Origin of the sequence: Sphingomonas sp., assembly GCF_030145815.1 — a bacterium.
Lineage (GTDB): Bacteria > Pseudomonadota > Alphaproteobacteria > Sphingomonadales > Sphingomonadaceae > Sphingomonas.
Genome location: NZ_JAIXHL010000006.1, coordinates 26,593 through 50,128 on the forward strand (window position 1 = coordinate 26,593; position 23,536 = coordinate 50,128).

At 65.8% G+C, this 23,536-nt stretch carries 26 protein-coding genes; 12 read left to right on the top strand and 14 right to left on the bottom strand.

The window, feature by feature from the left end:
* Window positions 1-3: 3 nt before the first annotated feature.
* The 3 genes from accB to KYX69_RS06725 all read right to left on the bottom strand — a co-directional run bounded on the left by accB (window position 4) and on the right by KYX69_RS06725 (window position 2,437).
* A complete protein-coding gene (accB, locus tag KYX69_RS06715; RefSeq protein ID WP_300495295.1) occupies window positions 4-483 on the bottom strand; it encodes an acetyl-CoA carboxylase biotin carboxyl carrier protein in 480 nt (159 codons plus the stop codon).
* Window positions 484-584: 101 nt separating this feature from the next.
* Window positions 585-1,019, bottom strand: a complete 435-nt coding sequence (gene aroQ, locus KYX69_RS06720; protein ID WP_300495296.1) for a type II 3-dehydroquinate dehydratase — start codon at window positions 1,017-1,019, stop codon at window positions 585-587.
* 59 nt (window positions 1,020-1,078) lie between these two features.
* Complete coding sequence (locus KYX69_RS06725; protein WP_300495299.1) at window positions 1,079-2,437, bottom strand: CHAT domain-containing protein; 1,359 nt, start codon at window positions 2,435-2,437, stop codon at window positions 1,079-1,081.
* 88 nt (window positions 2,438-2,525) lie between these two features.
* Here KYX69_RS06725 and thiS point away from each other — a divergent pair, with 88 nt between their 5' ends.
* Window positions 2,526-3,515, top strand: coding sequence for a sulfur carrier protein ThiS (gene thiS, locus KYX69_RS06730; protein WP_300495665.1), 990 nt, complete (start codon window positions 2,526-2,528; stop codon window positions 3,513-3,515).
* Here thiS and KYX69_RS06735 read toward each other — a convergent pair.
* Window positions 3,512-4,132, bottom strand: coding sequence for a hypothetical protein (locus KYX69_RS06735; RefSeq protein WP_300495302.1), 621 nt, complete (start codon window positions 4,130-4,132; stop codon window positions 3,512-3,514). The genes thiS and KYX69_RS06735 overlap by 4 nt on opposite strands.
* Window positions 4,132-4,728 (bottom strand): class I SAM-dependent methyltransferase, encoded by a 597-nt coding sequence (locus tag KYX69_RS06740; protein ID WP_300495304.1) that lies wholly within the window; start codon window positions 4,726-4,728, stop codon window positions 4,132-4,134. The genes KYX69_RS06735 and KYX69_RS06740 overlap by 1 nt, the downstream gene beginning before the upstream one ends.
* Before the next feature lie 98 nt (window positions 4,729-4,826).
* On the opposite strand from KYX69_RS06740, the gene KYX69_RS06745 reads away from it, so the two are divergent.
* Both KYX69_RS06745 and KYX69_RS06750 read left to right on the top strand, forming a co-directional pair.
* Entirely contained in the window at window positions 4,827-4,997 is a 171-nt protein-coding gene (locus tag KYX69_RS06745) for a CsbD family protein (RefSeq protein ID WP_300495307.1), read from the top strand.
* Between the two features lie 169 nt (window positions 4,998-5,166).
* Window positions 5,167-5,475 carry a helix-turn-helix transcriptional regulator gene (locus KYX69_RS06750; RefSeq protein ID WP_300495310.1) on the top strand — a complete coding sequence of 103 codons (309 nt, stop codon included), beginning with the start codon at window positions 5,167-5,169 and terminating at the stop codon, window positions 5,473-5,475.
* A 3-nt stretch (window positions 5,476-5,478) separates the two neighbouring features.
* On the opposite strand, the gene KYX69_RS06755 is transcribed toward KYX69_RS06750, so the two are convergent.
* The 3 genes from KYX69_RS06755 to KYX69_RS06765 are packed head-to-tail and all read right to left on the bottom strand — an operon-like array spanning window position 5,479 to window position 9,543.
* Window positions 5,479-7,131, bottom strand: a complete 1,653-nt coding sequence (locus tag KYX69_RS06755; protein ID WP_300495312.1) for a thiamine pyrophosphate-binding protein — start codon at window positions 7,129-7,131, stop codon at window positions 5,479-5,481.
* Between the two features lie 49 nt (window positions 7,132-7,180).
* Complete coding sequence (locus tag KYX69_RS06760) at window positions 7,181-8,575, bottom strand: M17 family metallopeptidase (RefSeq protein WP_300495315.1); 1,395 nt, start codon at window positions 8,573-8,575, stop codon at window positions 7,181-7,183.
* 44 nt (window positions 8,576-8,619) lie between these two features.
* Window positions 8,620-9,543 (bottom strand): hypothetical protein, encoded by a 924-nt coding sequence (locus KYX69_RS06765; protein ID WP_300495317.1) that lies wholly within the window; start codon window positions 9,541-9,543, stop codon window positions 8,620-8,622.
* A 58-nt stretch (window positions 9,544-9,601) separates the two neighbouring features.
* On the opposite strand from KYX69_RS06765, the gene KYX69_RS06770 reads away from it, so the two are divergent.
* Window positions 9,602-10,162: a hypothetical protein gene (locus tag KYX69_RS06770; RefSeq protein ID WP_300495320.1), complete on the top strand. Its 561-nt coding sequence runs from the start codon at window positions 9,602-9,604 to the stop codon at window positions 10,160-10,162.
* Here KYX69_RS06770 and rimO read toward each other — a convergent pair.
* On the bottom strand, window positions 10,141-11,469 hold the full coding sequence (rimO, locus tag KYX69_RS06775) for a 30S ribosomal protein S12 methylthiotransferase RimO (protein ID WP_300495323.1): 1,329 nt from the start codon (window positions 11,467-11,469) through the stop codon (window positions 10,141-10,143). The two genes, KYX69_RS06770 and rimO, sit on opposite strands and share 22 nt — an antisense overlap.
* A gap of 215 nt (window positions 11,470-11,684) precedes the next feature.
* Here rimO and KYX69_RS06780 point away from each other — a divergent pair, with 215 nt between their 5' ends.
* Window positions 11,685-13,385, top strand: a complete 1,701-nt coding sequence (locus KYX69_RS06780; protein WP_300495325.1) for an ATP-binding protein — start codon at window positions 11,685-11,687, stop codon at window positions 13,383-13,385.
* A gap of 20 nt (window positions 13,386-13,405) precedes the next feature.
* On the opposite strand, the gene KYX69_RS06785 is transcribed toward KYX69_RS06780, so the two are convergent.
* Genes KYX69_RS06785 through serS form a run of 4 tightly spaced genes read right to left on the bottom strand, consistent with a single transcriptional unit; the run spans window position 13,406 to window position 17,549 of the window.
* Window positions 13,406-14,437, bottom strand: a complete 1,032-nt coding sequence (locus KYX69_RS06785) for a TrkA family potassium uptake protein (protein ID WP_300495327.1) — start codon at window positions 14,435-14,437, stop codon at window positions 13,406-13,408.
* On the bottom strand, window positions 14,434-15,489 hold the full coding sequence (locus tag KYX69_RS06790; RefSeq protein ID WP_300495329.1) for a M23 family metallopeptidase: 1,056 nt from the start codon (window positions 15,487-15,489) through the stop codon (window positions 14,434-14,436). Before KYX69_RS06790 ends, KYX69_RS06785 begins: the two co-directional genes overlap by 4 nt.
* A 21-nt stretch (window positions 15,490-15,510) precedes the next feature.
* The gene (surE, locus tag KYX69_RS06795; RefSeq protein WP_300495331.1) at window positions 15,511-16,275 is read right to left on the bottom strand and encodes a 5'/3'-nucleotidase SurE; all 765 of its coding nucleotides are present in this window, start codon (window positions 16,273-16,275) and stop codon (window positions 15,511-15,513) included.
* The gene (gene serS / locus KYX69_RS06800) at window positions 16,272-17,549 is read right to left on the bottom strand and encodes a serine--tRNA ligase (RefSeq protein WP_300495333.1); all 1,278 of its coding nucleotides are present in this window, start codon (window positions 17,547-17,549) and stop codon (window positions 16,272-16,274) included. The genes surE and serS overlap by 4 nt, the downstream gene beginning before the upstream one ends.
* 89 nt (window positions 17,550-17,638) lie before the next feature.
* Between serS and KYX69_RS06805 the strand changes: the two genes are divergently transcribed.
* The 4 genes from KYX69_RS06805 to KYX69_RS06820 all read left to right on the top strand — a co-directional run bounded on the left by KYX69_RS06805 (window position 17,639) and on the right by KYX69_RS06820 (window position 20,614).
* Window positions 17,639-18,082, top strand: a complete 444-nt coding sequence (locus KYX69_RS06805; protein ID WP_300495336.1) for a host attachment family protein — start codon at window positions 17,639-17,641, stop codon at window positions 18,080-18,082.
* Between the two features lie 64 nt (window positions 18,083-18,146).
* The gene (locus KYX69_RS06810) at window positions 18,147-19,010 is read left to right on the top strand and encodes a hypothetical protein (protein ID WP_300495337.1); all 864 of its coding nucleotides are present in this window, start codon (window positions 18,147-18,149) and stop codon (window positions 19,008-19,010) included.
* A gap of 684 nt (window positions 19,011-19,694) precedes the next feature.
* Window positions 19,695-20,156 (top strand): RNA polymerase-binding protein DksA, encoded by a 462-nt coding sequence (gene dksA, locus KYX69_RS06815; RefSeq protein ID WP_294016626.1) that lies wholly within the window; start codon window positions 19,695-19,697, stop codon window positions 20,154-20,156.
* Window positions 20,157-20,242: 86 nt separating this feature from the next.
* Window positions 20,243-20,614, top strand: coding sequence for a PilZ domain-containing protein (locus KYX69_RS06820; RefSeq protein ID WP_300495340.1), 372 nt, complete (start codon window positions 20,243-20,245; stop codon window positions 20,612-20,614).
* A gap of 90 nt (window positions 20,615-20,704) precedes the next feature.
* On the opposite strand, the gene KYX69_RS06825 is transcribed toward KYX69_RS06820, so the two are convergent.
* Complete coding sequence (locus tag KYX69_RS06825; protein ID WP_082737788.1) at window positions 20,705-20,860, bottom strand: YdcH family protein; 156 nt, start codon at window positions 20,858-20,860, stop codon at window positions 20,705-20,707.
* A gap of 134 nt (window positions 20,861-20,994) precedes the next feature.
* On the opposite strand from KYX69_RS06825, the gene KYX69_RS06830 reads away from it, so the two are divergent.
* The 3 genes from KYX69_RS06830 to KYX69_RS06840 all read left to right on the top strand — a co-directional run bounded on the left by KYX69_RS06830 (window position 20,995) and on the right by KYX69_RS06840 (window position 23,203).
* Entirely contained in the window at window positions 20,995-21,192 is a 198-nt protein-coding gene (locus tag KYX69_RS06830; RefSeq protein ID WP_300495668.1) for a DUF465 domain-containing protein, read from the top strand.
* Window positions 21,193-21,293: 101 nt separating this feature from the next.
* Window positions 21,294-21,758 carry a DUF1465 family protein gene (locus tag KYX69_RS06835; RefSeq protein ID WP_300495670.1) on the top strand — a complete coding sequence of 155 codons (465 nt, stop codon included), beginning with the start codon at window positions 21,294-21,296 and terminating at the stop codon, window positions 21,756-21,758.
* Between the two features lie 92 nt (window positions 21,759-21,850).
* Window positions 21,851-23,203, top strand: a complete 1,353-nt coding sequence (locus KYX69_RS06840; RefSeq protein WP_300495673.1) for a DNA recombination protein RmuC — start codon at window positions 21,851-21,853, stop codon at window positions 23,201-23,203.
* Window positions 23,204-23,536: the final 333 nt, after the last annotated feature.

Sequence of the window (23,536 nt, forward strand, 5' to 3'; positions counted from 1 at the left end):
GGCTTACTCGACGACGACGAGGGGCTGGTCGAACTCGACCGGCTGGCCATTGTCGACCAGCACCGCTTTGACGGTCCCGCCATGCGCCGCGGCGATCGGGTTCATGACCTTCATGGCCTCGACAATCAGCAGGGTGTCACCCGCCTTAACTTGCTGGCCGACTGCGACGAACGGCTTGGCGCCGGGCTCAGCGGAGAGATAGGCGGTGCCCACCATCGGCGACTTGACCGCATTCTCATGCGCCGGCGTGATCGACGCGGGGTCGGACGGCATCGCTGCGGGGGCCGCAGCGGGGGCGGGGGCGGCCATCGGCGCGGGCGCGGCATAGGCGACCGGCGCAGCGCTGATCTTGCGCGCGACGCGGACCTTGCGGTCGGCGTCCTCAACCTCGATCTCGGTCAGGTTGGTCTCGTCGAGCACTGCTGCAAGCTGGCGCACCAGCTCGATATCCACGTGCATGCTCTTTTTATGATCTTCGCTCATGCGACCTCAAATGATGTACGGTTCGCGCCGGATCCTGGACCGGCGCGCAGGAAAAGGCGGCTATTAGTCAAGATGACGCGGCTTGCAAACCGCTCGCCGCATCAAAGTCGCGCCGCCGCTTCGAGCGCGAGCAGATAGGACTGCGCGCCAAAGCCCGCGATCGTGCCCTTGGCGGCGCGGCCGACATAGCTCAGATGCCGGAATTCCTCGCGCGCGTGCGGGTTCGACAGGTGCACTTCGATCACCGGGGTGCGGATCGATTTGATGCAATCGTGCAGCGCGATGCTGGTGTGGGTAAATGCGCCGGCGTTGAGCAGCACCGCCTTGGCCCCGCGTGCCTGTGCCTCGTGCATCCAGTCGATCAGATGCCCCTCATGATTCGACTGGCGCACATCGACGGTCAGGTCGAGGTCGCGGGCGCGGTCCTCCAGCATCCCGGCAATGTCGTCGAGCGTGTCGGAGCCGTAAATTTCCGGCTCACGCGTCCCGAGCAGGTTGAGGTTGGGGCCGTTCAGAACAAAGATCGTGTCGGGCATCGGGGCACTCGCGAAATGATGGCCGTGCTGTAGCGGCGCCAGGGCCGAAGGTCGAGGCTTCAGCCCGCAGCGGAGGGTGCGCCGAACAGCGTAAAGCTTGCCCAGGCCGCCGGATCGTTCGCAAAGGTGTTGCGTGCGTCGAGCTGGGCCAGGCGCAGCGCCTCTTCCGGGGGCTGGCGCTTGAGAAAGGCGTGTTCGGCAAAATGCAACATCAACAGCTGGGTCGCGGTGTCGCTGACGTTCCACAGGCTCGCCACCACCTGGCCCGCGCCCGCCGAGATCCAGCCGCGCGCGACGCCATAAGTGCCGCCGTCGAAGGTTTTCCCCAACGCAGTCTGGCACGCGCTGAGAATGACCAGCGGATGCCATGCCGCCCATGCCTGAAACCGCGGCGTGCGCAGGTCGCGGCCATAAAGATGTCCGTTCGCCAGTGCGACGAAACTGCCGTCCATCGGATTGACCGAATTGGCGAGGCCATGGGTGGCGAGGTAGACGATGCTCGCCTCGCCATAATTGTCGATTCCCGCCAGCACCCGCTCCCGCGTCGCGGCTTTGCCGGTCAACAGCCGCGTCGGCGGCAGGCCGAAGACCTTCGCAAAGGCCTGCGCTTCCTCCGCCGCGCCGGGCAGATCGCTCCATTCATAGGCCGGATCGGTCGACAGATCGGGGTTTCCGACGACGAGCGCATTGCGCGGATCAAGCCGTGTGTCGAACGTCCGCTGCGGATCAGCCAGCGTTTCGATGTCGGGCAGGATCACGGTCGACCAGCGATCAGCGAGCATCGCATCGCCCAGCGGCAAGGCGGCATAGGGCGCGGAACCGGTGTCGCGGGCCGGGAGGATCAGCAGCCGCCCGCTTCGCTCGGCCAGCGCAGCGGCGATCGCGCCGGGCAGCAGTGTGTCGCGGGCGCGGGCGAAGTGCGCGCGCGGGTCGGTGGGCGCAGCGAATACCGGCGGCGGCGGGCGCGGCGACCCGCGCTTGATCGGAGCCCGCGTTGCTGTCCGCGCATCGACTCGCAGTGCGTTGAGCAGAAAGGCGAGGCTTTCATACGGTCCGGCGCTGGCACCGCTGGCGATAACGCCCGTCCCGTCGAGCAGCCAGCCATGCAGCCGTCCATCGGAGCCGCGCCAGTGGAGCAGCGCGCATGTCCGTCGCATGTCCGAACTCTGTGCAAGGCGGTGGGTGATCGATCGCACCGTCATTGCCGCCAGGCTCGGCGGAATGGCGCGTCCCGGCGCGGAATAGATGCCGGTGCCGAACTTCCGACGAAACCCGACTGAATAACCCAGATGGTCGCGGACCGCGGCGAGCAAGGTGGGGTCGGGTGCCGCGCCAGTCTGGGCAATGACTCGAAATGGCGCGGCGGCGGCGAGCGTCGCAGCATATTTCATGAGGCGGCGACGGGAGAGGGGCGGCATGCCGGTCCTTCCATATCTGCGCGACGGTGTTGGCCGCCCGCAAAGCTTCCTATATGCGCGCCACGAGTTCAACCGGTCAGGAGCAACCATGCACGCCGACGGCACCATCACGATCACGGTCAATGGCGAACATCGCCGCGTTGCGGGCGGGATCAGTCTGGCCGATCTGGCCAATGAACTCGGGCTGGTGCCGGAAAAGGTGGCGGTGGAACGCAATTTGGAGGTCGTGCCGCGATCGACGCTGGCACAGGTGGCCGTGGAGGATGGCGACGAGATCGAGATCGTCCACTTTGTCGGCGGCGGGGATCATGACGACAGCTGGACGGTCGCGGGCCGGACGTTCAACTCGCGGCTGATCGTCGGGACCGGCAAGTATAAGGATTTCGCGCAGAATGCCGCCGCGGTCGAAGCCAGCGGTGCGGAGATCGTCACCGTCGCGGTGCGGCGCGTGAATGTCAGCGATCCCAATGCGCCGATGCTGACCGACTTTATCGATCCCAAAAAGATCACCTACCTCCCTAACACTGCCGGCTGTTTCGATGCCGAAAGCGCGATCCGCACGCTGCGGCTGGCGCGCGAGGCCGGGGGGTGGGATCTGGTCAAGCTGGAGGTGCTGGGGGAGGCGAAGACGCTGTATCCTGACATGCACGAAACGCTGCGTGCGACCGAGGTGCTGGCCAAGGAAGGTTTCCTGCCGATGGTCTATTGCGTCGACGACCCGATCGCAGCGAAGCGGCTGGAGGATGCGGGGGCCGTCGCAATCATGCCGCTGGGCGCGCCGATCGGCTCCGGTCTCGGCATCCAGAACCGGGTGACGATCCGCCTCATCGTCGAGGGTGCGAAGGTGCCGGTGCTGGTCGATGCCGGGGTCGGCACGGCGAGCGATGCGGCGGTGGCGATGGAGCTGGGCTGCGACGGCGTGCTGATGAACACCGCGATCGCCGAGGCCAAGGACCCGATCCTGATGGCGCGGGCGATGAAGCTGGCGGTCGAGAGCGGGCGGCTTGCCTATCGCAGCGGTCGCATGGGGCAACGCCGCTACGCCGATCCCTCGAGCCCGCTCGCAGGGTTGATTTAAGGCGCAGGCTTCGTCGCGGCTGCGGTTTTCGCAATGCCGCGACGGGCCGCTGCGCCATCGAGGAAGGTGCAGAGGATCGCCTGATTCTGCTTGCGTGTGACGTCTTGCAACTCGGCGAGCTCCTTAGCTCCAGCAGCGTCTGCAGCCGCGGTCATGCGATCCACCCGACCCCGGCATAAAGCGGCCAATGGACTATTGAGGCACTGGCTCAATGCAGCCATCGTGCCGACCGCATGATGCTTCGCGAAATGCTCGGCGCGGTAATCATCGATAATGCGCACCTGGTCGGCGGACGCGCGCCGCTGCAAAACCTCGAACCCCCAATCCGCAGATTGTAGAAACGCGACATTCTCATCCTTGAATAGGATGTCGGGGTCATAGCCGCACGCACGCGCCGACCGATAGTCTGGTGGAGTGTAAACGATCGACAGGTTTAAGCGAAAGGCTTCTGCGGGCGGCCGTCGATAGGCGTCGAGCAGATCATCGGCAGTTTGACTCCTTGCCACGGCTGGATCGGTCGCCATCGCCACGCGATAGGTTGCCATCGCGACCGGCCCTCCAATCCAGCCGAGCAGGATCAACAGGACAGCCGCGAACAACCAACCGATGAAGCGCATCACATTTTCCCCACCAGCCATACGGTGAACCCACCGCAGCTTGCATCCTCGCTGACGTGATTGACCACGGTCAGGCCACTCTCTGCAAGCACCGTGCGATACTCGATCTGGGACAGGCTGGCGTGGTACAGTTCTTCGCCCTCAAACTCTCCCATCGCGACGCCATTTGCGGGGCCGGTGTTGAACAGCGCGACTCCGCCCTTGCGCAGCCAAACCGCGATCCGCCGGATCAGTTTTTCCTGCTTTTCGACCTCAAGATGGAACAGGCTGCTCCAGGCGAGGATGCCGTCATAGGCACCGCTATCGCCGCCAAAGCGCATCATGTCGGCTTCGATCCAGTTGTGGCGCGCAAAGCGGGTGCGGGCGAGGTTGATCAACGTCGGCGAGCTATCGACTCCGGTCACATGGTGCCCATGATCGATCAGGAACCGCGCGATCGGCTCACCCCCGCCACAGCCCAGGTCGAGCAGTTCGGCCTTGGCGGGCAGCATCCGTTCGAACCGTTCAAACCAGGTGCGCTCCGGAAAGCTGTTGCGCCGCGCCGCGTCAAAGGCTGCGGCATGGCGCTGATACAGGTCGATAATCCGGTGCGGCATCGTCCAAAGCTCCGGGGCATCGGCGCAAAGATCGGAACGGATACGCAAGCCGGTGGTTGATCCGGGGAACCCCCACCCCGAACCGCAAGGAGCCAATCATGGGCGAACTTATCGACAAGATCAAAGGCAACGTGAACGAGGCGATCGGCAAGGCGAAGCAGCAGAGCAACGATCCCGAAACGCGGTCCGAAGGTGCCGCGCAGGAAGGCAAGGGCAAGGCGCAGCAGCTCGGCGGCAAGATCAAGGGCGCACTGGGCGACGACATCTGACGCCGATCCTTCACTGAAACCGGAAAGGGTCGTTTTCTGCGGGAAACGGCCCTTTTTCATGGGCGAATCGAATCGACTCGGCGCCCGATTCGAGTCATTAAACCGTTCCGCGCCGGGACAGTCCGGTATTGTCAGCCAGCCGGGGGGCTTGACGACGATGAACGCCGCTATGGAACAGCCGATCTTGCCCTTTGCCAGAGGCGACTGGCGTTTTGAGCCGCGCGGAAGCGTGGGAAGCGCGCTGGCCGATGCGCGCCGCCGTCGGGCATTGTCGATCGAGGATATTGCGGCGCAGACCCGCGTGCCGATCCGCTACCTCGCGGCGATTGAGGCGGAGCGGTTCGATGTATTTCCGGGCCTGATCTACCTCAAGGGTTTCGTCAAAGCTTTTGCCCGCGCCGTCGGGCTGTGCGAGCGCTGGGCGGTCGAGGCGGTCGAAGCCGCGCTGATGGACACGCGCCGCCGCGCCAGCGCCTGACCCTTATCCCCGGATCGCCGCGATCGTGGTCGCGGGCGTGATGAATTCAACATCGGTTTTCAAATGCAGCAGGCGAACGCCCCGCTCCGCCAGTGCGCGGTCGAGGGCGGGGACGAAGTCTGCGGTCTGCTCGACCGTCTCGGCCCAGCAGCCATAGGCACGGGCAAGCGCCGCGAAATCGGGGTTGTGCAGCGTCGTCCCCGACAGGCGCGCGGGAAACTCACGCTCCTGATGCATCCGGATCGTTCCGTACGCGCCATTGTCGATCACCAGCACCAGCATGTCGGCACCATGCTGGACTGCCGTCGCCAGTTCCTGCCCGTTCATCAGGAAATCGCCGTCGCCCGCGAGCGCGACCGCCAGCTTGTCCTTGCGGCGCAGCGCGGCGGCGACGGCGGCGGGGGTGCCATAGCCCATCGCGCCTGCCGTAGGCGCAAGCTGCGACGGCTGCGCGCCATAGCGCCAGTAGCGGTGCCACCAGCCCGAAAAATTCCCCGCGCCGTTGCAGACGATCGCATGGTCCGCGTCGATCCGTTCCCGCATCGCCGCGACGCACTGGCCGAGGTCGAGCGTCACGCCGTCGCGGGGCTTTGGCGTGGACCAGTCCTGCCACTCGCCATGGGCTTCGGTACCGGCAGGGCGGGGGATAGCGGGTGCATCGGCGGCCGCCAGCATTGCTGCAAATTCGAATACCGGGGCGGCGATGCCAAGATCGGCGCGATAGACGCGGTTGAGCTCGCCCGCGTCCGGGTGGACGTGGATCAGCGTCTGGCCGGGGTGGTCCGGGGTGACGAGCGTATAGCCATCGGTCGTCGCCTCACCCAGCCGCGCGCCGACCACCAGCAGCAGGTCGGCGGCCTTGATCCGCGCGACGAGCTTGGGATTGGGGCCATAGCCGAGATTGCCAGCCCAGGCCGGGGAGCTGTTCGGGATTGCATCCTGCCGCCGGAACGCGCCCGCCACCGGAATGCCCCAGCTGCGCGCGAACGCGTCGAACGCTGCACCGGTCGCAATGTCCCATCCCGCGCCGCCGACAATCGCCACCGGGCGTTCGGCGGTGCGGAGCAGGTCGAGCACGTCGGTGAAATCCTCAGCGTCGAGGCCCGCGCTGTGCCGGGTCAGGCGCGGGCGGTCGAGCGTCTCGACCACGTCCAGCAGCATGTCCTCGGGCAATGCGACCACGACGGGGCCGGGGCGGCCACTAATCGCCACGTTCCAGGCGCGCGCGACATATTCGGGGATGCGCGCGGCGTCCTCGATCCGCGTCGCCCATTTGGCAAGCGGACCGAAAAAGGCAGGGAAATCGACTTCCTGAAAGCCCTCACGGTCGCGCATGCTGCGATCCACATCGCCAATGAACAGGATCATCGGGATCGAATCCTGCATCGCGACATGTACGCCGATGCTGGCATTGGTCGCGCCGGGCCCGCGCGTCACGAAGCAGATGCCGGGCTTGCCGGTCATCGCACCATCGGCGCACGCCATGAACGCCGCGCCGCCCTCTTGCCGACACGTCACCAGATCGACCTGCGGCACATCGTGCAGCGCATCGAGCACTGCGAGAAAGCTCTCCCCCGGCACGTGGAAGATGCGGTCGCAGCCCTGGGCCACGAGATTGTCGACCAGGATGCGGCCGCCGTTGCGCGTATTCGTCATCGCGACACCTTGCCGCCGCTAGCCCACGAAGTCGAGCCGGTTGCGGCGGTTACGACTTGTCGGCGTAGCGCGCCTTCAGCATTGCCCAGCTTGCGCGCAGGCCCATCGCGTCGCCGCCCTTGGGGCGACCGGGCTTGGGAGCGGGACGCCATGCGAACAGATCGAGATGCGCCCAGGCAATGTGCTTCGGCACGAAACGGCGGAGGAACAGCGCGGCGGTGATCGGCCCGGCGAACGGGCCGTCGGGCGCGTTGACCATGTCGGCGATGTCCGACTTCAGCATCTCGTCATAGCCGTCCCACAGGGGTAATCGCCACAGCGGATCTTTCACACCGTCCCCGGCATCGAGCATCGCGCCGGCCAGCGTGTCGTCATTGGCGAACAGGGCAGGGAGATCGGGGCCAAGCGCAACGCGCGCTGCGCCGGTCAGCGTGGCGAAATCGAGGATCAGCCCGGGCTTGCCTTCGACCGCCTTGGTCAGTGCGTCCCCCAGGATCAGGCGCCCCTCGGCATCGGTGTTGGTATTCTCGACCGTCAGTCCCTTGCGGGTGTTCAGGACATCACCGGGCCGGAAGGCATTGCCGGCGACCGAATTCTCGACCGCCGCGACCAGCAGGTGGAGGCGGACCGGCAGGCGTTGCGCCATCACCAGCCCGGCCAGCGCGATCGCGTGCGCCGCGCCGCCCATATCCTTCTTCATCAGCCGCATGCCCGCGCTCGGCTTGATGTCGAGCCCGCCGGTGTCGAAGCATACGCCCTTGCCGACCAGCGCCAGCCGGGGATGGTCGGGATTGCCCCATTCCAGCTCGATCAGCCGCGGCTCCCGCCCGCGCGCTGCCGCCATGCCGACGGCGTGGATCATCGGATAGCCCTGCTCCAGCGCATCGCCGCGCGTGACGGCCAGGGTCGCGCCATGCGCCTTGGCCAGCGCATCGACCTCGGCCTCCAGATCGGCTGGCCCCATGTCGGAGGCGGGGGTGTTGACCAGATCGCGAACCTTGAACGTCGCGCTGGCGAGGCGCAGCGTCTCCTCGATCCGCCCCGGCTCGCCGGTCAGCAGGACGCGTGGTCCCTGTGCCGCTTCATCCTTGCGGTAGCGGTCGAAGCGATATTGGGCGAGCAGCCAGCCGAGCATTGCCGCGCCGGGCTCGCCGCTGGCGAGGCGATAGCTGCCTTCGGGCAATTGTTCGCCGAGCGAGGCGATGCGGAAGGGGGAGCTTTCGGGCTCGTCGCAGACCAGCAGCATCGACCAGTCCTCAACGCCCTCACCGGGCAGGACGGCGCGGTTGCCCGCCTTTCCGGTCAGCTTGTGCGCGGCGATGGCGGTGCGGACGCGCGGCGGCTGTGCCTTCAGCCAGTCCTGCCACTGATCGGGGTGGACGACATGAATGGTGCGCGCGGGCTGGCCGCGATCGGGCTGAAGCAACTGCGAAAGATCGGTCATGGCGTTGATCTAAGCGGGTGCGCGACGTTGCGCCAGCCCGGCGTTCAGCGCAATTTGCGCGTTTTCGGGGCGGTGCACACCGCCATCGCCCGGTCGATCATCGCGGTCAGCCGCTTGCGGCTTTCGGTAAGGGCGGCGGGGTCGAGGCCGCGTTCCTGCGTCTCGAAATTGACGTAGGGGATGCCGCGCAGCAGCGCATAGTTGGACAGCGACCCGTCGCTCACCGCCACGCGTTCGAACACGACATTGAAATCGGCGAGTGCCAGCGCCTTGCCGCACCATGCGGAATAGGGCGCGCGGCCCGCGCGATAGGCGACATAGGCGAGGCTGTCGTCATCGTCGAACGGCCAGTCGCGCGCCTCTGACGGGTGGCGCTGCATGACGTCATCGCAAAAGCGGATCGATACCTCGCCCCGGCCCGGCGGATCGGCGCGGTTGCATTGCGAGGTGCGCGTGTCAAAGCCGGGGGAGTTGGTGTGGAGGGCGATGATCGGGCGGGCTCCGCGCGCGAGATCGGCGAGCACGGTGCGGGCATAGAGCGGCAGGCCGTCGTGGAAATTGCGGTTGGGGTCGATCGGGCGACCGCGATCCACGGCGGCGTTGCGGCGCACCCCGTCCTGAGCAAGTCCCGAATCCACCGCGATCACCACCCCGCCACAGCTGCGGACCCCGGCCAGGGCCGCTTCGAACCCGGCATTTTCATTGTCATGGGGAACGAACCACAGGGGTCCGCGCGGATTCTTTACATTGGCAATGCGAAATAGCCGCCAAGCCCCTCTTTCTTCGTGAAATTCGATTCTGTGGACCGACAGGCCGCGCCAGGTTGCGGGATCGCGGTGGCGGGCGAAATCATCGTCCTGGACGGTCAGCGGATCGACGCGGGTGGTGCGGACTCCCGGATCGCCCTGAACCCCGGTCAGCGCGAGCCAGAGCAGCAAGGCGATCAGCATGGGGACGCGAACCAGCATGGCATAGACCCTAAACCGACAAGATGGCAGTTCAAGGGAAAGCGTGAAGGGAGCGGATATGGGCGAGATCGATCAGGGCGCAGGGGGGCAGGGCGGTGCCGCCGCCATCCAGGACTGGGAATCGGGTATCGTGCCCGGCGATGTCGCGATCGATTATCGCGCCGAGGGCATTGGCTGGCGCGTGGTGACGTTGCGGATCGGCGACCAGATTTGTGAGATCGAAGCGAGCAGCCTCAGCGATGTGCTGGGTGAGTTGCTGCGCGCGGGGCTGGCGATGCTGGCCGGGGCGCGGCGGACCGCGATCTTTGCCAGTGCCGAGCCGGGAGGATCGTGGATCCGCCTTGAGCGTGAGACGCTGCGGGTGCGTGGCGGCACCGCGATCCACGGCGTGCGGGTGACGGTGCAGCCGCGCGATCCGCTGACCGGCGTGGACGGCGACATTGAATTTGACGCGGTGTGCCATTCCCCGCGCGCGCTGGCGGAGGCGATCCATGCGATGGCGGCGCCGCACTTCGTCGATGGCGCCCGTCCGACCGACCCCGCCGCGCTCGCCGCGCTGGCGGGGGCGCTGGTCGCGGTGCGGGCGATGGCGGGCGATCAGGCCAGCGGAACGCCGTAAAGGTCGTGCTCGTCCGCGTCCTCGATTTGCACGGGGACGATATCGCCTTGCTTGAGATGCCCGGCGTCGCGCAGGAAGACATTGCCGTCGATTTCCGGCGCGTCCGCCTCGCTGCGCGCATTGGCGCCGTCGCCGTCCACCTCGTCGATGATGACGCGCAGCGTGCGGCCGATCTTGGCCTCAAGCTTGGCGGCGCTGATCGCGGCGGTCTTGGCCATGATCCGGGCGTAGCGTTCTGCCTTGACCGCTTCGGGCACCGCGCCGGGCAGGTCGTTGGCGGCGGCACCCTCGACCGGCTCGAAGCGGAATGCGCCGACACGGTCCAACTGCGCCTCGTCCAGCCAGTCGAGCAGATACTGGAAATCCTCTTCGGTCTCGCCGGGGAAGCCGACGACGAAAGTCGAGCGGATCGTGATGTCCGGGGTGATCTCACGCCATTTGTGGATGCGCTCCAGCACCTTGGCCTCGTTCGCCGGACGGCGCATCGTGCGCAACACGCTGGGCGCTGCGTGCTGGAAGGGGATGTCGAGATAGGGGAGGATCAGCCCCTCGGCCATCAGCGGGATGACCTGATCGACATGGGGGTAGGGGTAGACGTAATGCAGCCGCACCCAGGGTGCGATCTTGCCGAGTTCGCGGGCAAGGTCGGTCATGTGGGGAACGACCTCAGCACCCTTCCACATCCGCGGCTCCTTGCGGATGTCGACGCCATAGGCCGAGGTGTCCTGGCTGATGACCAGCAGTTCCTTAGTCCCCGCCTCGACCAGCTTCTCCGCCTCACGCAGAATCGCGTCGGGGCGGCGGCTGACCAGATCGCCGCGCAGCGCCGGGATGATGCAGAAGGAGCAACGGTGGTTGCACCCCTCGCTGATCTTCAGATAGCTGTAGTGGCGCGGGGTGAGCTTCAGCCCGCTTTCGGGGACGAGGTTGAGGAACGCGTTGGGCGGCACCGGCGCGGCGTCGTGGACTGCGCCGACCACTTCCTCATATTGATGCGCACCTGTCACCGCCAACACATTGGGAAAGCGGGCGCGGATGACCTCGGCCTCCTTGCCCATACAGCCAGTCACGATGACGCGGCCATTCTCCGCAATCGCTTCGCCGATCGCTTCCAGCGACTCTTCTTTGGCGCTGTCGAGAAAGCCGCAAGTGTTGACCAGCACCACATCCGCACCGGCATAGTCGGCCGACATGGCATAGCCGTCGGAACGGAGCTTGGTCAGGATACGCTCGCTGTCGACCAGATTCTTGGGACAGCCGAGCGACACCATGCCCACCTTGGGGGCTTCGGGGAGTCGCGTTGCCATGATCGTCGCGCGACATAGGCGATTTGGCGAAAAAAGATAGGGGCGGGGGATTGGACGACTAGGCGACAGGCAGGGTCCCGGTACGCATCGACATTCTGGTGAAATATGTGCCGACCGCATGGGCGCTTGATCAGCGCTGACAAGAGGTATGGTTTTCACTCCGCCCGCACAGTAACGTTGCCCATCAGGAGCGGCTCGAACGGGCTGGTGGCGGGGTGCAGGCACCGAATATCTTTCTGACGATCCTTCGTCAGCCAGCGGCCCGGCTCGTAGTCATTTCGGGCGTGCTGTTCGTCGCCATCGCCTGGGTGACCGTGATCTGGCAGATCGTTGAGGACCGCGCAGCGGCGGCTGAAGCGGCAGTGCGCGAAAACCGGGGGCGGGTCGTCGCGTTTGGCCAATATGTCAGCAGGACGCTGGAAGCGGCCGAGCTCGCGACCGTTTATCTCGAGCAACGCTACGGTGCATCGGTGCGATCAGCAGAAGCGTCACCCGCGACGCAGATCGTCCTGCCGCGTTACTTTGATCCGGCGATCGTCGGCGCGCAAATTGCCGACGCCGATGGGAATGTTCGCTTTAGCGCCGGCACTGCCGAGCGCCATAACGTCAGCGGTCTTCGCGTTTTCCGGGACCTGCGCGACACAGCGGGGCTCGCACGCGCCATTTCCGACCCCATTCTCCGGCGTGAGACGGGCGAAACGGTGCTGCTGGTGGCCCGCGCGCTTCGCGATGGGGGCGGTCAGTTCCGTGGCATGGTGGCGGTAGAAATTCCGGCACGCCGGTTCGTCGAGTTCAATGTCGGGGTGAATTATCGGGCGGCAGACCTCATTTCGATCATTTCCCTGCGTGGGATGACCCTGGCCCGGCGTGAGGGCGATAAGCTCAGCTGGGGCCAGAATGTTCAGTTTACCCTGGTCATGCAGCGCCAGCTGGCCGATCCGATGGGCGACTATTGGGGGCCAAGCGTGCTCGATGGTCAGCGGCGGCTGTTCAGTCACCAGCGGCTCACCACCTACCCTATTTTCGTCACGTCTGGCGTGGGGGAGGCCGACGTGCTGGCGCCGGCTGCCCGCCGGGCGGGGTGGTTCCTGAGCTTCGCGGCCGCGTTGACCTTGGTGGTCGGTGCATTGCTCGTCCTTTATTTCCGGCACATCAGCAATCAGGAACAGGCGCAGCGCAGAATCGACATGATGCGCAACGAATTCGCACATTCAGCGCGGGTCTCGTCGCTGAGCGAGATGGCGGCGGGGCTGGCGCATGAGCTCAACCAGCCGCTGACCGCGGCGTCGAACTACCTTGCGGTCGGCGAACTGATGATTCGCGGCGACGGGCCGCGTGAGGCTGTGGCGTCGCAACTCCACCAGGTACGGGGCCAGATCGCCCGCGCGGGCGATATCATCCGCCGCATCCGCGACTATCTGTCCAAGGGTAACGCGGAACTGCGCGCCGAGGCGCTTGACCCGGTCATCTACGACGCGATCGAACTCGCCCGTGGCGCCAACGCGGCACCCCAGGCGCGCATCCTCTACCCCGGAGGACATGCGCAGACGCGCGTGCTGATCGACCGAATTCAGATCCAGCAGGTTCTGGTCAACCTGATCCGAAATGCCGAAGAGGCGCTGGCGCAGCTCCCGGTCGAGCGGCGGGAAATCCGCATATCGTGCGAGATTCTTCCCAATGACATGCTCGAAATCCGCGTGGAGGATGACGGCCCAGGCTTTCCCGATACCGTGCTCGAACAGTTCAATCTGCCCTTCATCTCGACCAAGGCCGAGCACGGCCTGGGCATCGGCCTGTCGATCTGCCGCCGGATCATCGAGGTGCATGGTGGCACGCTGAAGGCGTGGAATCGCAAACAGGGCGCAGCGATCCGGTTTACGGTGAAACGCGAAAGCGCGCTGCCAACCTTCAGTTGAAGGCCCGCGCACTGCGTCGGCTATCTGGGAGCGGATTGCGCCGGGATAATCTCGACGATGACATCGTCGTTGCACAGCGCCTGCGCTTCCGGCTCGAAGAACCCGTGGGGCACACCGTCGCGATAAATGCGCACGCCCAGGCCGGTGGCAATCGCCGATAGAGGCTTGCCGATTTCATCCGGCGTCACGCGGCGCTCCGACAAATGTACCCGCCCGTCGACTGAGGCGAGGTCGAGCATATAGTCGGCGACATGCGTCCCTTCGACCGATCCGGCGAGCAGCAGGCCGGCGAAGCTGACCGGGTTAATGACGGTGTTCGCCCCGGCGGCGCGTGCCGGAAGCTCATTATCGTCAGCCTTGATGATGATCGAGATCGGCACGTTGGGCGCGAGGTGGCGTGCGGTCAGGGTGACGAGGATCGACGTATCGTCGCGTCCCGTCGCGACGATCAGCGTCCTCGCCTGATCGATGCGCACGTCCTGCAGTGTCTGGTCGCGGGTCGCATCGCCGACCAGCACGTTGCACCCGGCATCTTCGGCGCGGGTCAGGGCATGCTCGTCGCCGTCGACGACCACGATACAGGCGGGATCGGTGCCGCGCGCAATCAGTTCGTTGACCGCATCCGACCCGGTTTTGCCGAATCCCGCGACCACGATGTGGTTGGTCAGCATCTTCTGGATCTGCGCCATGCGCCATTTGTCCCATGTGCGTTTGAGGATGAATTGATAGGTCGTGCCGATGAAGATCAGGATCACGAAGATCCGGATCGGCGTGACCACCAGCGCGTCGAACATCCGCGCTCCGGTCGAAATCGGGACGATATCGCCATAGCCGGTCGTGGTGATCGAGATCATCGTGAAATAGATGATGTCGAGAAAGCTGATATGCTGGTCGAAATTGTCGCGCAGCCCGGCCCGGTCGAACCAGTGAAAGGCAACCGCGAAGGCATAAAGCGCGAAGACAGCCCCGACTCGCCAAGCGATCGAGACCCAGGGCGATATGCTGGACTTGCGGCGCAGTGCGGCGTGGGTCGGGATACGATGGCGGCTCAACGGCTCGGCAATCTCGGCAAGGGATCGACGGGGGTGCGACCCTGACGCAGCTCGAAATGCAGCTGCGCGCGGTTCGTTCCGCTGTCCCCGGACAGCGCGATCATCTGCCCGCGCTTCACGCTCTGCCCCCGCTGCACGAGCAGCTGGCCGGCATGGCCATAGACGCTGGTCCAGCCGCTGCCATGCTGCAGGATCACCAGGCCGCCGAGCGACGGAATCTCGCTGCCGACATAGGCGACGGTGCCATCAGCCGCGGCAAGGATCGGCGTGTCGAGCGGCACCGCGATCTTGATCCCGTCGCTGCGCTCGCCGCTCGCGATCGGGCCGAAGCGGCGGATGACCGTGCCTTTGGCGGGCCAGGCGAAGCCCCCGCGCAGCGTGGTCGGGGCAGCCACTGCCGCGTCGGGGGGCAGGATGCGCGCCGACGAGGCGGTCGGGCGGGTCGGGCGCGCAGTCTCCGCAATCGCGGGCTGGCCGCCAGTCACGATATCGTCGATGTTGAGGCGAAAGGCGGCGGCGCGCTCCTCCAGCGTCATCGTCCGCGGATCGCCGGGGATCAGCAGCCGCATGCCGGTGCGCAGAATATAGGGCTCGGCCAGGTCGTTCTCGGTGACGATCCGGCTCCAGTTCACGCCATAGGCGCGGGCGATCGCGATGCCGGTCTCACCTGCACGGACGAGGTGATAGCGCCCTCCGGGAATCGACAGCCGCTGTCCGACGCGGATCGTGTAGGGCGGGGGGATATTGTTGGCGCGCGCAATCGCTTCCGACCCAGCGCCGGTCTTGTCGGCAATGCGGCGCAGCGTGTCGCCCGGGGCGACGACATATTCGGACGCGGGTATCGTGCGCGCGTCAGCGGTCACCCGACGCGCTTCCCATGCCGATACCGGGGCGGGAAGGGCGGGAACATCGTCGCGGCGCGGCGCGGCGGTGGGGTCGGTTTGGTCCACAGCAGGCGCCGCGCGCACCGATGGACCGGCTCCTGGGGGGATACAGCCGCCAACCAGCGGCCCGAGCAGCAGCGCCGCGATCAACCCCGTTTTGGTCCTCATCCGCCCCATATCCCGCCCGGCTCAGCCAAATGTCTGGTTGAGCATAACAAGCGATTCACGATGCGTCAGGTCCAGATGCAGGGGCGTAACGGTAATCCATCCCTGCTCGATCGCCTCAAGGTCGGTATCGGCGACCGGTGAGTGCGGCACGCGGCCAAGGCCGAACCAGTAATAGTCGAACCCGCGCGGGTCGGTGCGTTTGTCGAGTTTGAGCCGACCATAGTCGCGCAGGCCCTGTCCGACTGGCTTGATTCCAGCGACTTTGCTGGCGGGGAGCGGCGGAAAATTGACGTTCATCAGCGTGCGGGGCGCCCACTCCGCCGCGATCAACGGGCGCAGCACGCGCTCGCCCCATTGCTCTGCCGCCTCAAAACTGACCCGCTCGCCCGGCGCAAGCGCGGCGTAGCGCTGGCTCAGCGCGATCGAGCGGATACCCGCCAGCGCACCTTCCATCGCCGCCGACACGGTCCCGGAATAGCTGACATCCTCGCCCAGATTCGCGCCGCGATTGACACCCGACAGGATCAGGTCCGGCGGGCCGTCCTTCATAATCTCCGCCAGCGCCATCATCACCGCATCGGTCGGCGTGCCGGTGACCGCAAAGCGCCGCTCGCCGAACCGGCGCAGACGCACCGGTTCGGTCAGGCTGAGCGAGCGGCCCTTGCCCGATTGTTCCTCCAGCGGCGCGACGATGGTGATGTCGTCGGACAGGGTGCGGGCGAGGCGTTCGAGGACCTCCAGCCCGCGCGCATGAACGCCGTCGTCATTGGTGAGGAGGATCCTCACCCGCGCGGCTCCAGCCGATTCACGCCGCGCAGATAGGGCTGAAGCACCTCCGGCACCGCCACCGCGCCGTCCTCCTGCTGGTAATTTTCCAGCACCGCGACGAGCGTGCGGCCGACCGCGAGGCCCGATCCATTGAGCGTGTGCACGAATGCGGGCTTACCGTCTGCGCCACGATAGCGCGCGTTCATCCGGCGGGCCTGGAAGTCGCCACAGGTCGAGCAGGACGAAATCTCGCGATAGCGCGCCTGTCCGGGCAGCCACACCTCAAGATCAAAGGTCCGCGTCGCGCTGAACCCCATGTCGCCCGCGCACAGCAGCATGCGGCGGAAGGACAGGCCGAGCCGGGTCAGGATATCCTCGGCGCATGCGGTCATGCGCTCATGCTCCGCCTCCGATTGGTCGGGGGTGGTGATCGACACCATCTCGACCTTCTCAAACTGGTGCTGGCGGATGAAGCCGCGCGTGTCGCGGCCCGCTGCACCGGCTTCGGAACGGAAGCAGGGGGTCAGTGCGGTGAGCCGCAACGGCAGCTCCTCGCCGCTCAAAATCTGCTCGCGCACGCTGTTGGTCAGGCTGACTTCCGATGTCGGGATGAGCCAGCGGCCATCGGTGGTGCGGAACGAATCCTCGGCGAACTTCGGCAGCTGGCCCGTCCCGAACATGATCTCGTCGCGTACCAGCACCGGCGGCACGCACTCGTCATAGCCATGTTCGCCGGTCAGCGTGTCGAGCATGAACTGACCCAGCGCGCGGTGCAGCTTTGCCGCCGCACCGCGCAGCAGCGTGAAGCGCGACCCGCCGAGCACTGCTCCGGTATCGAAATCGAGGCCGAGTGCAGGGCCGAACTCATGGTGCTCGCCGGGCTTGAAGTTGAAGGTCGGTTGCGTACCGACCGTGTGGACGAGCTGGTTGTCGTCCTCGTTCGCGCCTTCCGGCACATCGGCTGCGGGCAGGTTGGGGATCGCGGCGAGCGCCGTCCGCAGCGCTTCATCGGCTGCACCCTGAGCGAGGTTCAGGTCCTCCAGCGTCTGCTTGAGGCCGGCGACCTCCGCCATCAACGCCTGCGCGCGGTCCTCGTCCTTCGCTGCCTTGGCCTGACCGACCTGCTTCGACAGGTCATTACGCCGCGTCTGCGCCTCCTGCTGCTGCGTCGTCAGCGCGCGGCGGGCCTCGTCGAGTGCAACCAGCATATCGGCCTGCGGCTCGGCGCCACGGCGGGCAAGGGCGGCGTCGAACGCCTCGGGGTTCTCACGGATCGCGCGGATGTCATGCATGGGCGCAGGCTATGGCGAGCCACGCAGAACTAGGCAACCCGGCGCGCGCGGCATGCGTTTACCTCATGCAACCCAATGAGGAGAGAATGATGCAGGTTCCGCACAACGCGATGGTCGTGGTCGCCGATGGCCGCAAGATGCTGTTCCTGAGGAACGAGGGCGACGACGTCCATCTCAACCTTCAGGTCGAGCGCAAGCGTGAGCAGGACAACCCGCCCGACCGCGAGCAGGGGACCGACACGCCAGGCCGGAGCTTCTCAAGCGTGGGTCCGGGGCGCAGCGCCTATGAGGAGACCGATTTCCACCAGTTGGAGGAAGACCGTTTTGCTGCGGAAACGGCCGAGCTGCTGAAGAAGCGCGCGCTCAACAATGATTTCGAATCGCTGATCATCGTTGCACCGCCGCGCACGCTGGGCGAGCTGCGCAAACATTATCACAAGGAGGTGAGCTTGCGCCTGACTGCTGAGATCGACAAGACGCTGACCGGGCATCCGATCCCGGACATCGAACAGGCGCTGGTCGACGCCGACTGAGCCGGGTCGCCGCGGCGCTTATTCAGCCGCCGCGGCGTCCTTTGCCTTGCGGTTCTGGAACCGCTTGCGCACCACCAACGCGGCTGCGGCGGCGCCGAACAGCAGCACCATCGGCGGCGCGGGAACCGGGTCGGGACCACCCGACGAACTGCTGGTGCCGCTCGACGTTCCCGACGAGGTCGAGCTGCTGGTCGAGGTGCTCCACCCGCTCGACGTGCTCCACCCGCTCGAGGTCGAGGACGACACATCGCCCGACGACGAAGCCGAGGTCGACGAGGCCGAGGAGTTGGACGACGAGGTCGAGACGTCGCCCGACGAGCTGGCCGAGGTCGAGGTCGACGACGACACATCGCCCGATGACGATGCCGAGGTCGAGGACGACACGTCACCCGATGACGAGGCCGATGACGACACGTTACCGCTCGACGAGGACGACACGTCGCCCGAAGAACCGCCCGAGGCCGAACTGGTCGACGAGGACGAGCCACCCGACGAGGTCGAGCTGGACGATGCGCCCGACGAGGTCGAGGAAGACGAGCCGCCGGTTGACGAAGACACGTCACCCGACGAACCGCCGGACGAGGTCGAAGAGGACGAACCACCCGTCGAGGACGAAACGTCACCCGAAGAGGTCGAGCTGACCGCGCCGCTGGAGGTGGACGAGCCGCCGGTCGAGGTTGACGAGCCGCCCGTCGAAGTGGAGCCCCCCGAGGTCGAGGTCGAACCGCCGCTGGTGCTGCTGGTCGAGGAAATCACGATGCCGCCGCTGCCCGAAGCGCCGCTGCCGCCGCTCGATCCGCCGAAGAAGCCGCCCGCGAAGAAGCCGCCGACGAAACCGCCGCTGCTGCCGCCGGTCACTGCCGCGGCTGCGCCACCACCGCCGCCGCCGCCGCCACCGACGACCGGCATTTCACCGCTCGATCCGTAAGTGGGCGGGGGCAGGGGAATGGCAGTACCCTGCGTCGTGACGGTCAGAACCTGGGGCTGGCATTGCGCGGTCGTGGTGACCGTGCGGCGCACGACACGTTTGCGCAGCGGGCGCTTGACCACGCGGCGCTGCACGACGCCCTGCTTTACCGACTGACGCTGCTGCTGATAGCCGCGCTCGGCACGGGTTTCGGCGACATGCACCGCGCCGCCGCCAACGACGGCACCGCCGCATGCGCAAGCGCACAGTTTTGCCAAGGCCATCCGAACCGACATTCTGCTTCTCTCTTGTCCCCGGCCGCCGAGGAGTGCGCTACGCACCCGTTTGGCGGGTCATTGCCCTAGAAGTGCAGAACAAAGTATTAAGTGCAATGTCATTAACCATGGTTTCGCGTTGATCGGTGCCATTATTTGCAGGGGCATCGGATCATCTATGGTTAATGTGCCTTAAGGGGACGGAATGGGCGCGATCGGTTAATCTATGCTTAACCGGCGTGGCGAGTTTAGCGTGATAAAACTGCGACTTGGTTCAGCCGCATGTAATTTCCCGCATGCCAAGAACGGCTTGGCGCACGAATCTGTGGATTCGGTAGCTTGTGATACCCAATCTGCCCCGATATAGGGCGCGCCGGGGATAAGGGGATTGAGAGTGGCGCAGCCATCCGATCCCGTTGTGGAGTGTGGGATGGCGACCGTTTTCGATCACCGCGACGATCCTGAAAAACCCGTCGCCGCGAACGATTTGCCTGACGGCTATCGTCCGACCGCCGACGAGCCGTTCATGAACGCGCGCCAGCAGCAATATTTTCGCGAGAAGCTCCTGGCATGGAAGGATGCGATCCACCGCGAGGCGGCGGGGACGCTCAACCAGCTTCAGATCGATTCGCTGCGCGAAGCCGACCTGACCGATCGCGCGTCGAGCGAGACCGACTGGTCGATCGAGCTGCGCACCCGCGATCGCCAGCGTAAGCTAATCTCCAAGATCGACGCCGCGCTGCGCCGGATCGAAGAAGGCGAATATGGCTATTGCGAGGTGACCGGTGAGCCGATCAGCCTCGCCCGGCTGGAAGCCCGTCCGATCGCGACCATGACCGTCGAGGCGCAGGAGCGCCACGAGCGGAACGAAAAGGTCTCCCGCGAAGAGTGAAACTGGCTTTGTCGGCGCCGAATTAACGGTTTCGATAACCATTGCTGCTCTAAACTGCGCGCGTAACACGTGAGCACGAGCGGCAGATGGACCAGTTCTCTTCCGATCCCTTCAGCGGACGCTTCAGCGACGATCCGGCGAGTCAGCGCAATGCCGCGCGCGACAGCCTGTTTCTCGCGGCGACGTTGCGCATCGATGGGGTCGAAGTGTCGGTCCGCGTCCGCAACATCTCGGCCGGCGGTTTGATGGCGGAATATGCCGACCGGGTCGATTCGGGCATGCCGGTTGAGATCAATGTGCGTGGGGTCGGCTGGATCCGCGGTCATGTCGCCTGGAGCGCGGAAGGCCGGATCGGCATCGCGTTCGACCGCCCGATCGATCCGCTGCTGGCGCGCAAGCCGGTCGGCCATGGCAGCAGCACGCCGCACTTCGCGAAGCCGCATATTTTTCGGGGTTGAGCCGCAGACCAGTGCGGCGTTGCGCTTGACCTCGATCGCTCCGGCGCCGAGGGGCCGCCCCGCATCAGCGGGGCAACCCGGGGTAGCGCGTCAGCTCAGCGCGATTTCTTCCTTGAGCTTCAGCTTGCGACGCTTCAGGTCGGCGAGGATCATCTGATCGGGTGCTGGCCGCTGCGACTCGGCGATGATCCGCCGGTCGAGTGATGCATGCTTGGCCGCAAGTGCCGAGAGATGCGCGTTTTGCATGGAAGCAATCCTCCTGCTCTGGTTGGGGGAAACGAAGTAAATCACGATTCGCGGCCCATGTCGCCCCTTGCATAACTACCGTTCGACAGGGCAACGGCGACGTGCGACGGGTTGAGTCCGGGGGTGGATTGGTGATGGACGAAAGCGAGATTCTGCGGCGGTTGGAGCTGCTTCGCGTCGATCATCGCGATCTTGACGCTGCCATCGAAGCGCTCGGTGCCACGACCATGCCCGATCAGCTCCAGATCGCCCGGCTGAAGAAGCGCAAATTGTTGCTGCGCGACGAAATCGCGATGCTGGAGGATCAGCTGATCCCGGACATCATCGCCTGATCCGGCCCCGGTGCCCGCGCGATATCCGCGCCGCTTTGGGACAGCCGGGCCCCGTAAAATTCTGTTTCGTTAACGAACTCTTTCTGTCAGCGTTCATGGCCATGACCGGGGAAGTGGAAACCATGCGCGTTCAGCGCGCGCTGATCGACTCGCTCTACACCGAGTCGATGCTGCTCGCCGACGAGGCGCGCGCCTATTTCGACGTGGTGGGGCGCGAACAGCGCGACATGCTCGGCGCGATGGACCGGGTGATCTTCTCGTGCGAATCGCTCAAGGTCACGACGCGGCTCATGCACAGCATCGCCTGGCTACTGACCCAGCGTGCGGTCGCGGCGGGGGAGATCGGTCTGGGCGAGGCCCGTCACCCCTCGCGGCGGCTGGGCGAGGCTCCCGTGACCGATGCCGCCGCGCTCGATGCGATGCCGGTGGGCGCGCAGCACCTGATCGCCGCCAGCATCGACCTGCACCGCCGCATTGCCCGGCTGGACGCCATGCAGGACGACGACGTCGCGGTGCCGGTCAGCCCGGCGCGCACGATGCTCGACCGTCTCTCCCACGCCTTCTGATCTTCGCCCTGCGATTAACCCTGTAACGCGGCACGCGTTCGGTCTATGTTCCGTCTCCGACGGAGCAGAAGGGAAGTGGCGTGTCGATCGAAATGCTGGTGGCTGTGGTGGTGACGCTGGTGGTCGGGGCCTTGCTCGGCTGGTTTGCGGGAAGCCGTGCGAATGCCGCCCTGCGTGCCGATCGCGATCGGCGGGAAGCGGACTTCAAGGCCGCAATCACCGACCTTGCCGCCGCTGAAGAGCGCGCGCGCGAACTCCCCGAACTGCGCGAACAACTGTCCGCGATCCGCGACCAGCGCGATGCCGCGCGGATCGAGCTGGCGGAGCTTCGCGTCAAGGCCGAGGGACTTGAGGAGCGCCTGACCGGCCAGTTCCGCGAGGTCGCGGGCACGATGCTCGCCGAAACCCAGGCCGCGTTCCTCAAGCGTGCCGAAGACCGCTTCAAGGAGTCCGAAAGCGTCGCGGGCCAGAATTTGAAGGCGCTCCTCCAGCCGGTGACCGAGCGGCTGCAGCGCTATGAGGAAGGCGTCGCCAAGGTCGAGGCCGAGCGGCGCGATGCGTTCGGCGAGCTCAAGGGCCAGATCGAACAGATGCGGATCGGGCAGGAGCGGGTGAGCCAGGAGGCCGCCAAGCTGGTCAATTCGCTGCGCAACGCCCCCAAGTCGCGCGGCCGCTGGGGCGAGCAGCAGCTGCGCAACGTGCTCGAAACCTGCGGCCTGTCCGAACACACCGACTTCATGACCGAAGTCAGTGTCGCGCACGAGGAAGGCGGGCGGCTGCGCCCCGATGCGATCGTGCGCGTTCCCGGCGGCAAGGCGCTGGTGATCGACGCCAAGGTGTCGCTCAACGCCTATCAGGACGCATTCGGCGCGGTGGACGAGCAGGAGCGCCAGACCGGCCTCGGCCAGCACGCCGCTGCAATGAAGGCGCATGTCAACGCGCTCGGCAACAAGGCCTATTGGACGCAGTTCGACGACGCGCCCGATTATGTGATCATGTTCGTGCCGGGCGAGCACTTCCTGTCGGCGGCGCTGGAGCATGATCCGACCTTGTGGGACTTCGCGTTCGAAAAGCGCGTGTTGCTGGCGACACCGACTAATCTGATCGCGATCGCGCGCACGGTTGCGGCGGTGTGGCGGCAGGAGATGTTGGCCAAAGAAGCGCGGCAGATCGGCGCGCTGGGCAAGGAGCTGTATGACCGGCTGGCCAAGGCTCTGGGCGACCTGCGCACGGTTGGCAGCGGGCTCAACACGGCGGTCAAGAATTTCAACGCCTTCGCCAGCTCGCTCGAAAGCCGCGCCCTAGTGTCGGCGCGCAAGCTCAAGGAGCTCAATATCGAAACCGGCGCGCGCGAAATCGAGAGCGTGCCCCCGGTCGAACTGCTCGCCAGCCATGCGGCGAGCGTGGAACCGGAGGGCGCAGGCGAGGTGAAGGCGGCGGAGTGAAGGGGCGGTAAGGGCGTGGGCGACCGCTTGCGGCGTGGTGACAGGTCAGCTTGAATTGGGTGGGAAACTGTCATTGACCGTCTCATCCGGTAAGCTACACACAGACCGTGTGCGAAGGCTGATCGTCCCCATAGTCGGATTGTGCGCTCTGGGCGCTTGCTCGGACAACTGCACAAACAGCGTGATTACCCGTGCCGACGACCCAACGGGGACGCGTAGTGCGGTAATCTTCAACCGCGATTGCGGTGCTACTACGGGCTTCTCCACGCAAATCTCTATTATTGAGAAGGGGGAGCAGCTCTCCGGCGGTGGTAACACGTTTCGGGCCGATGA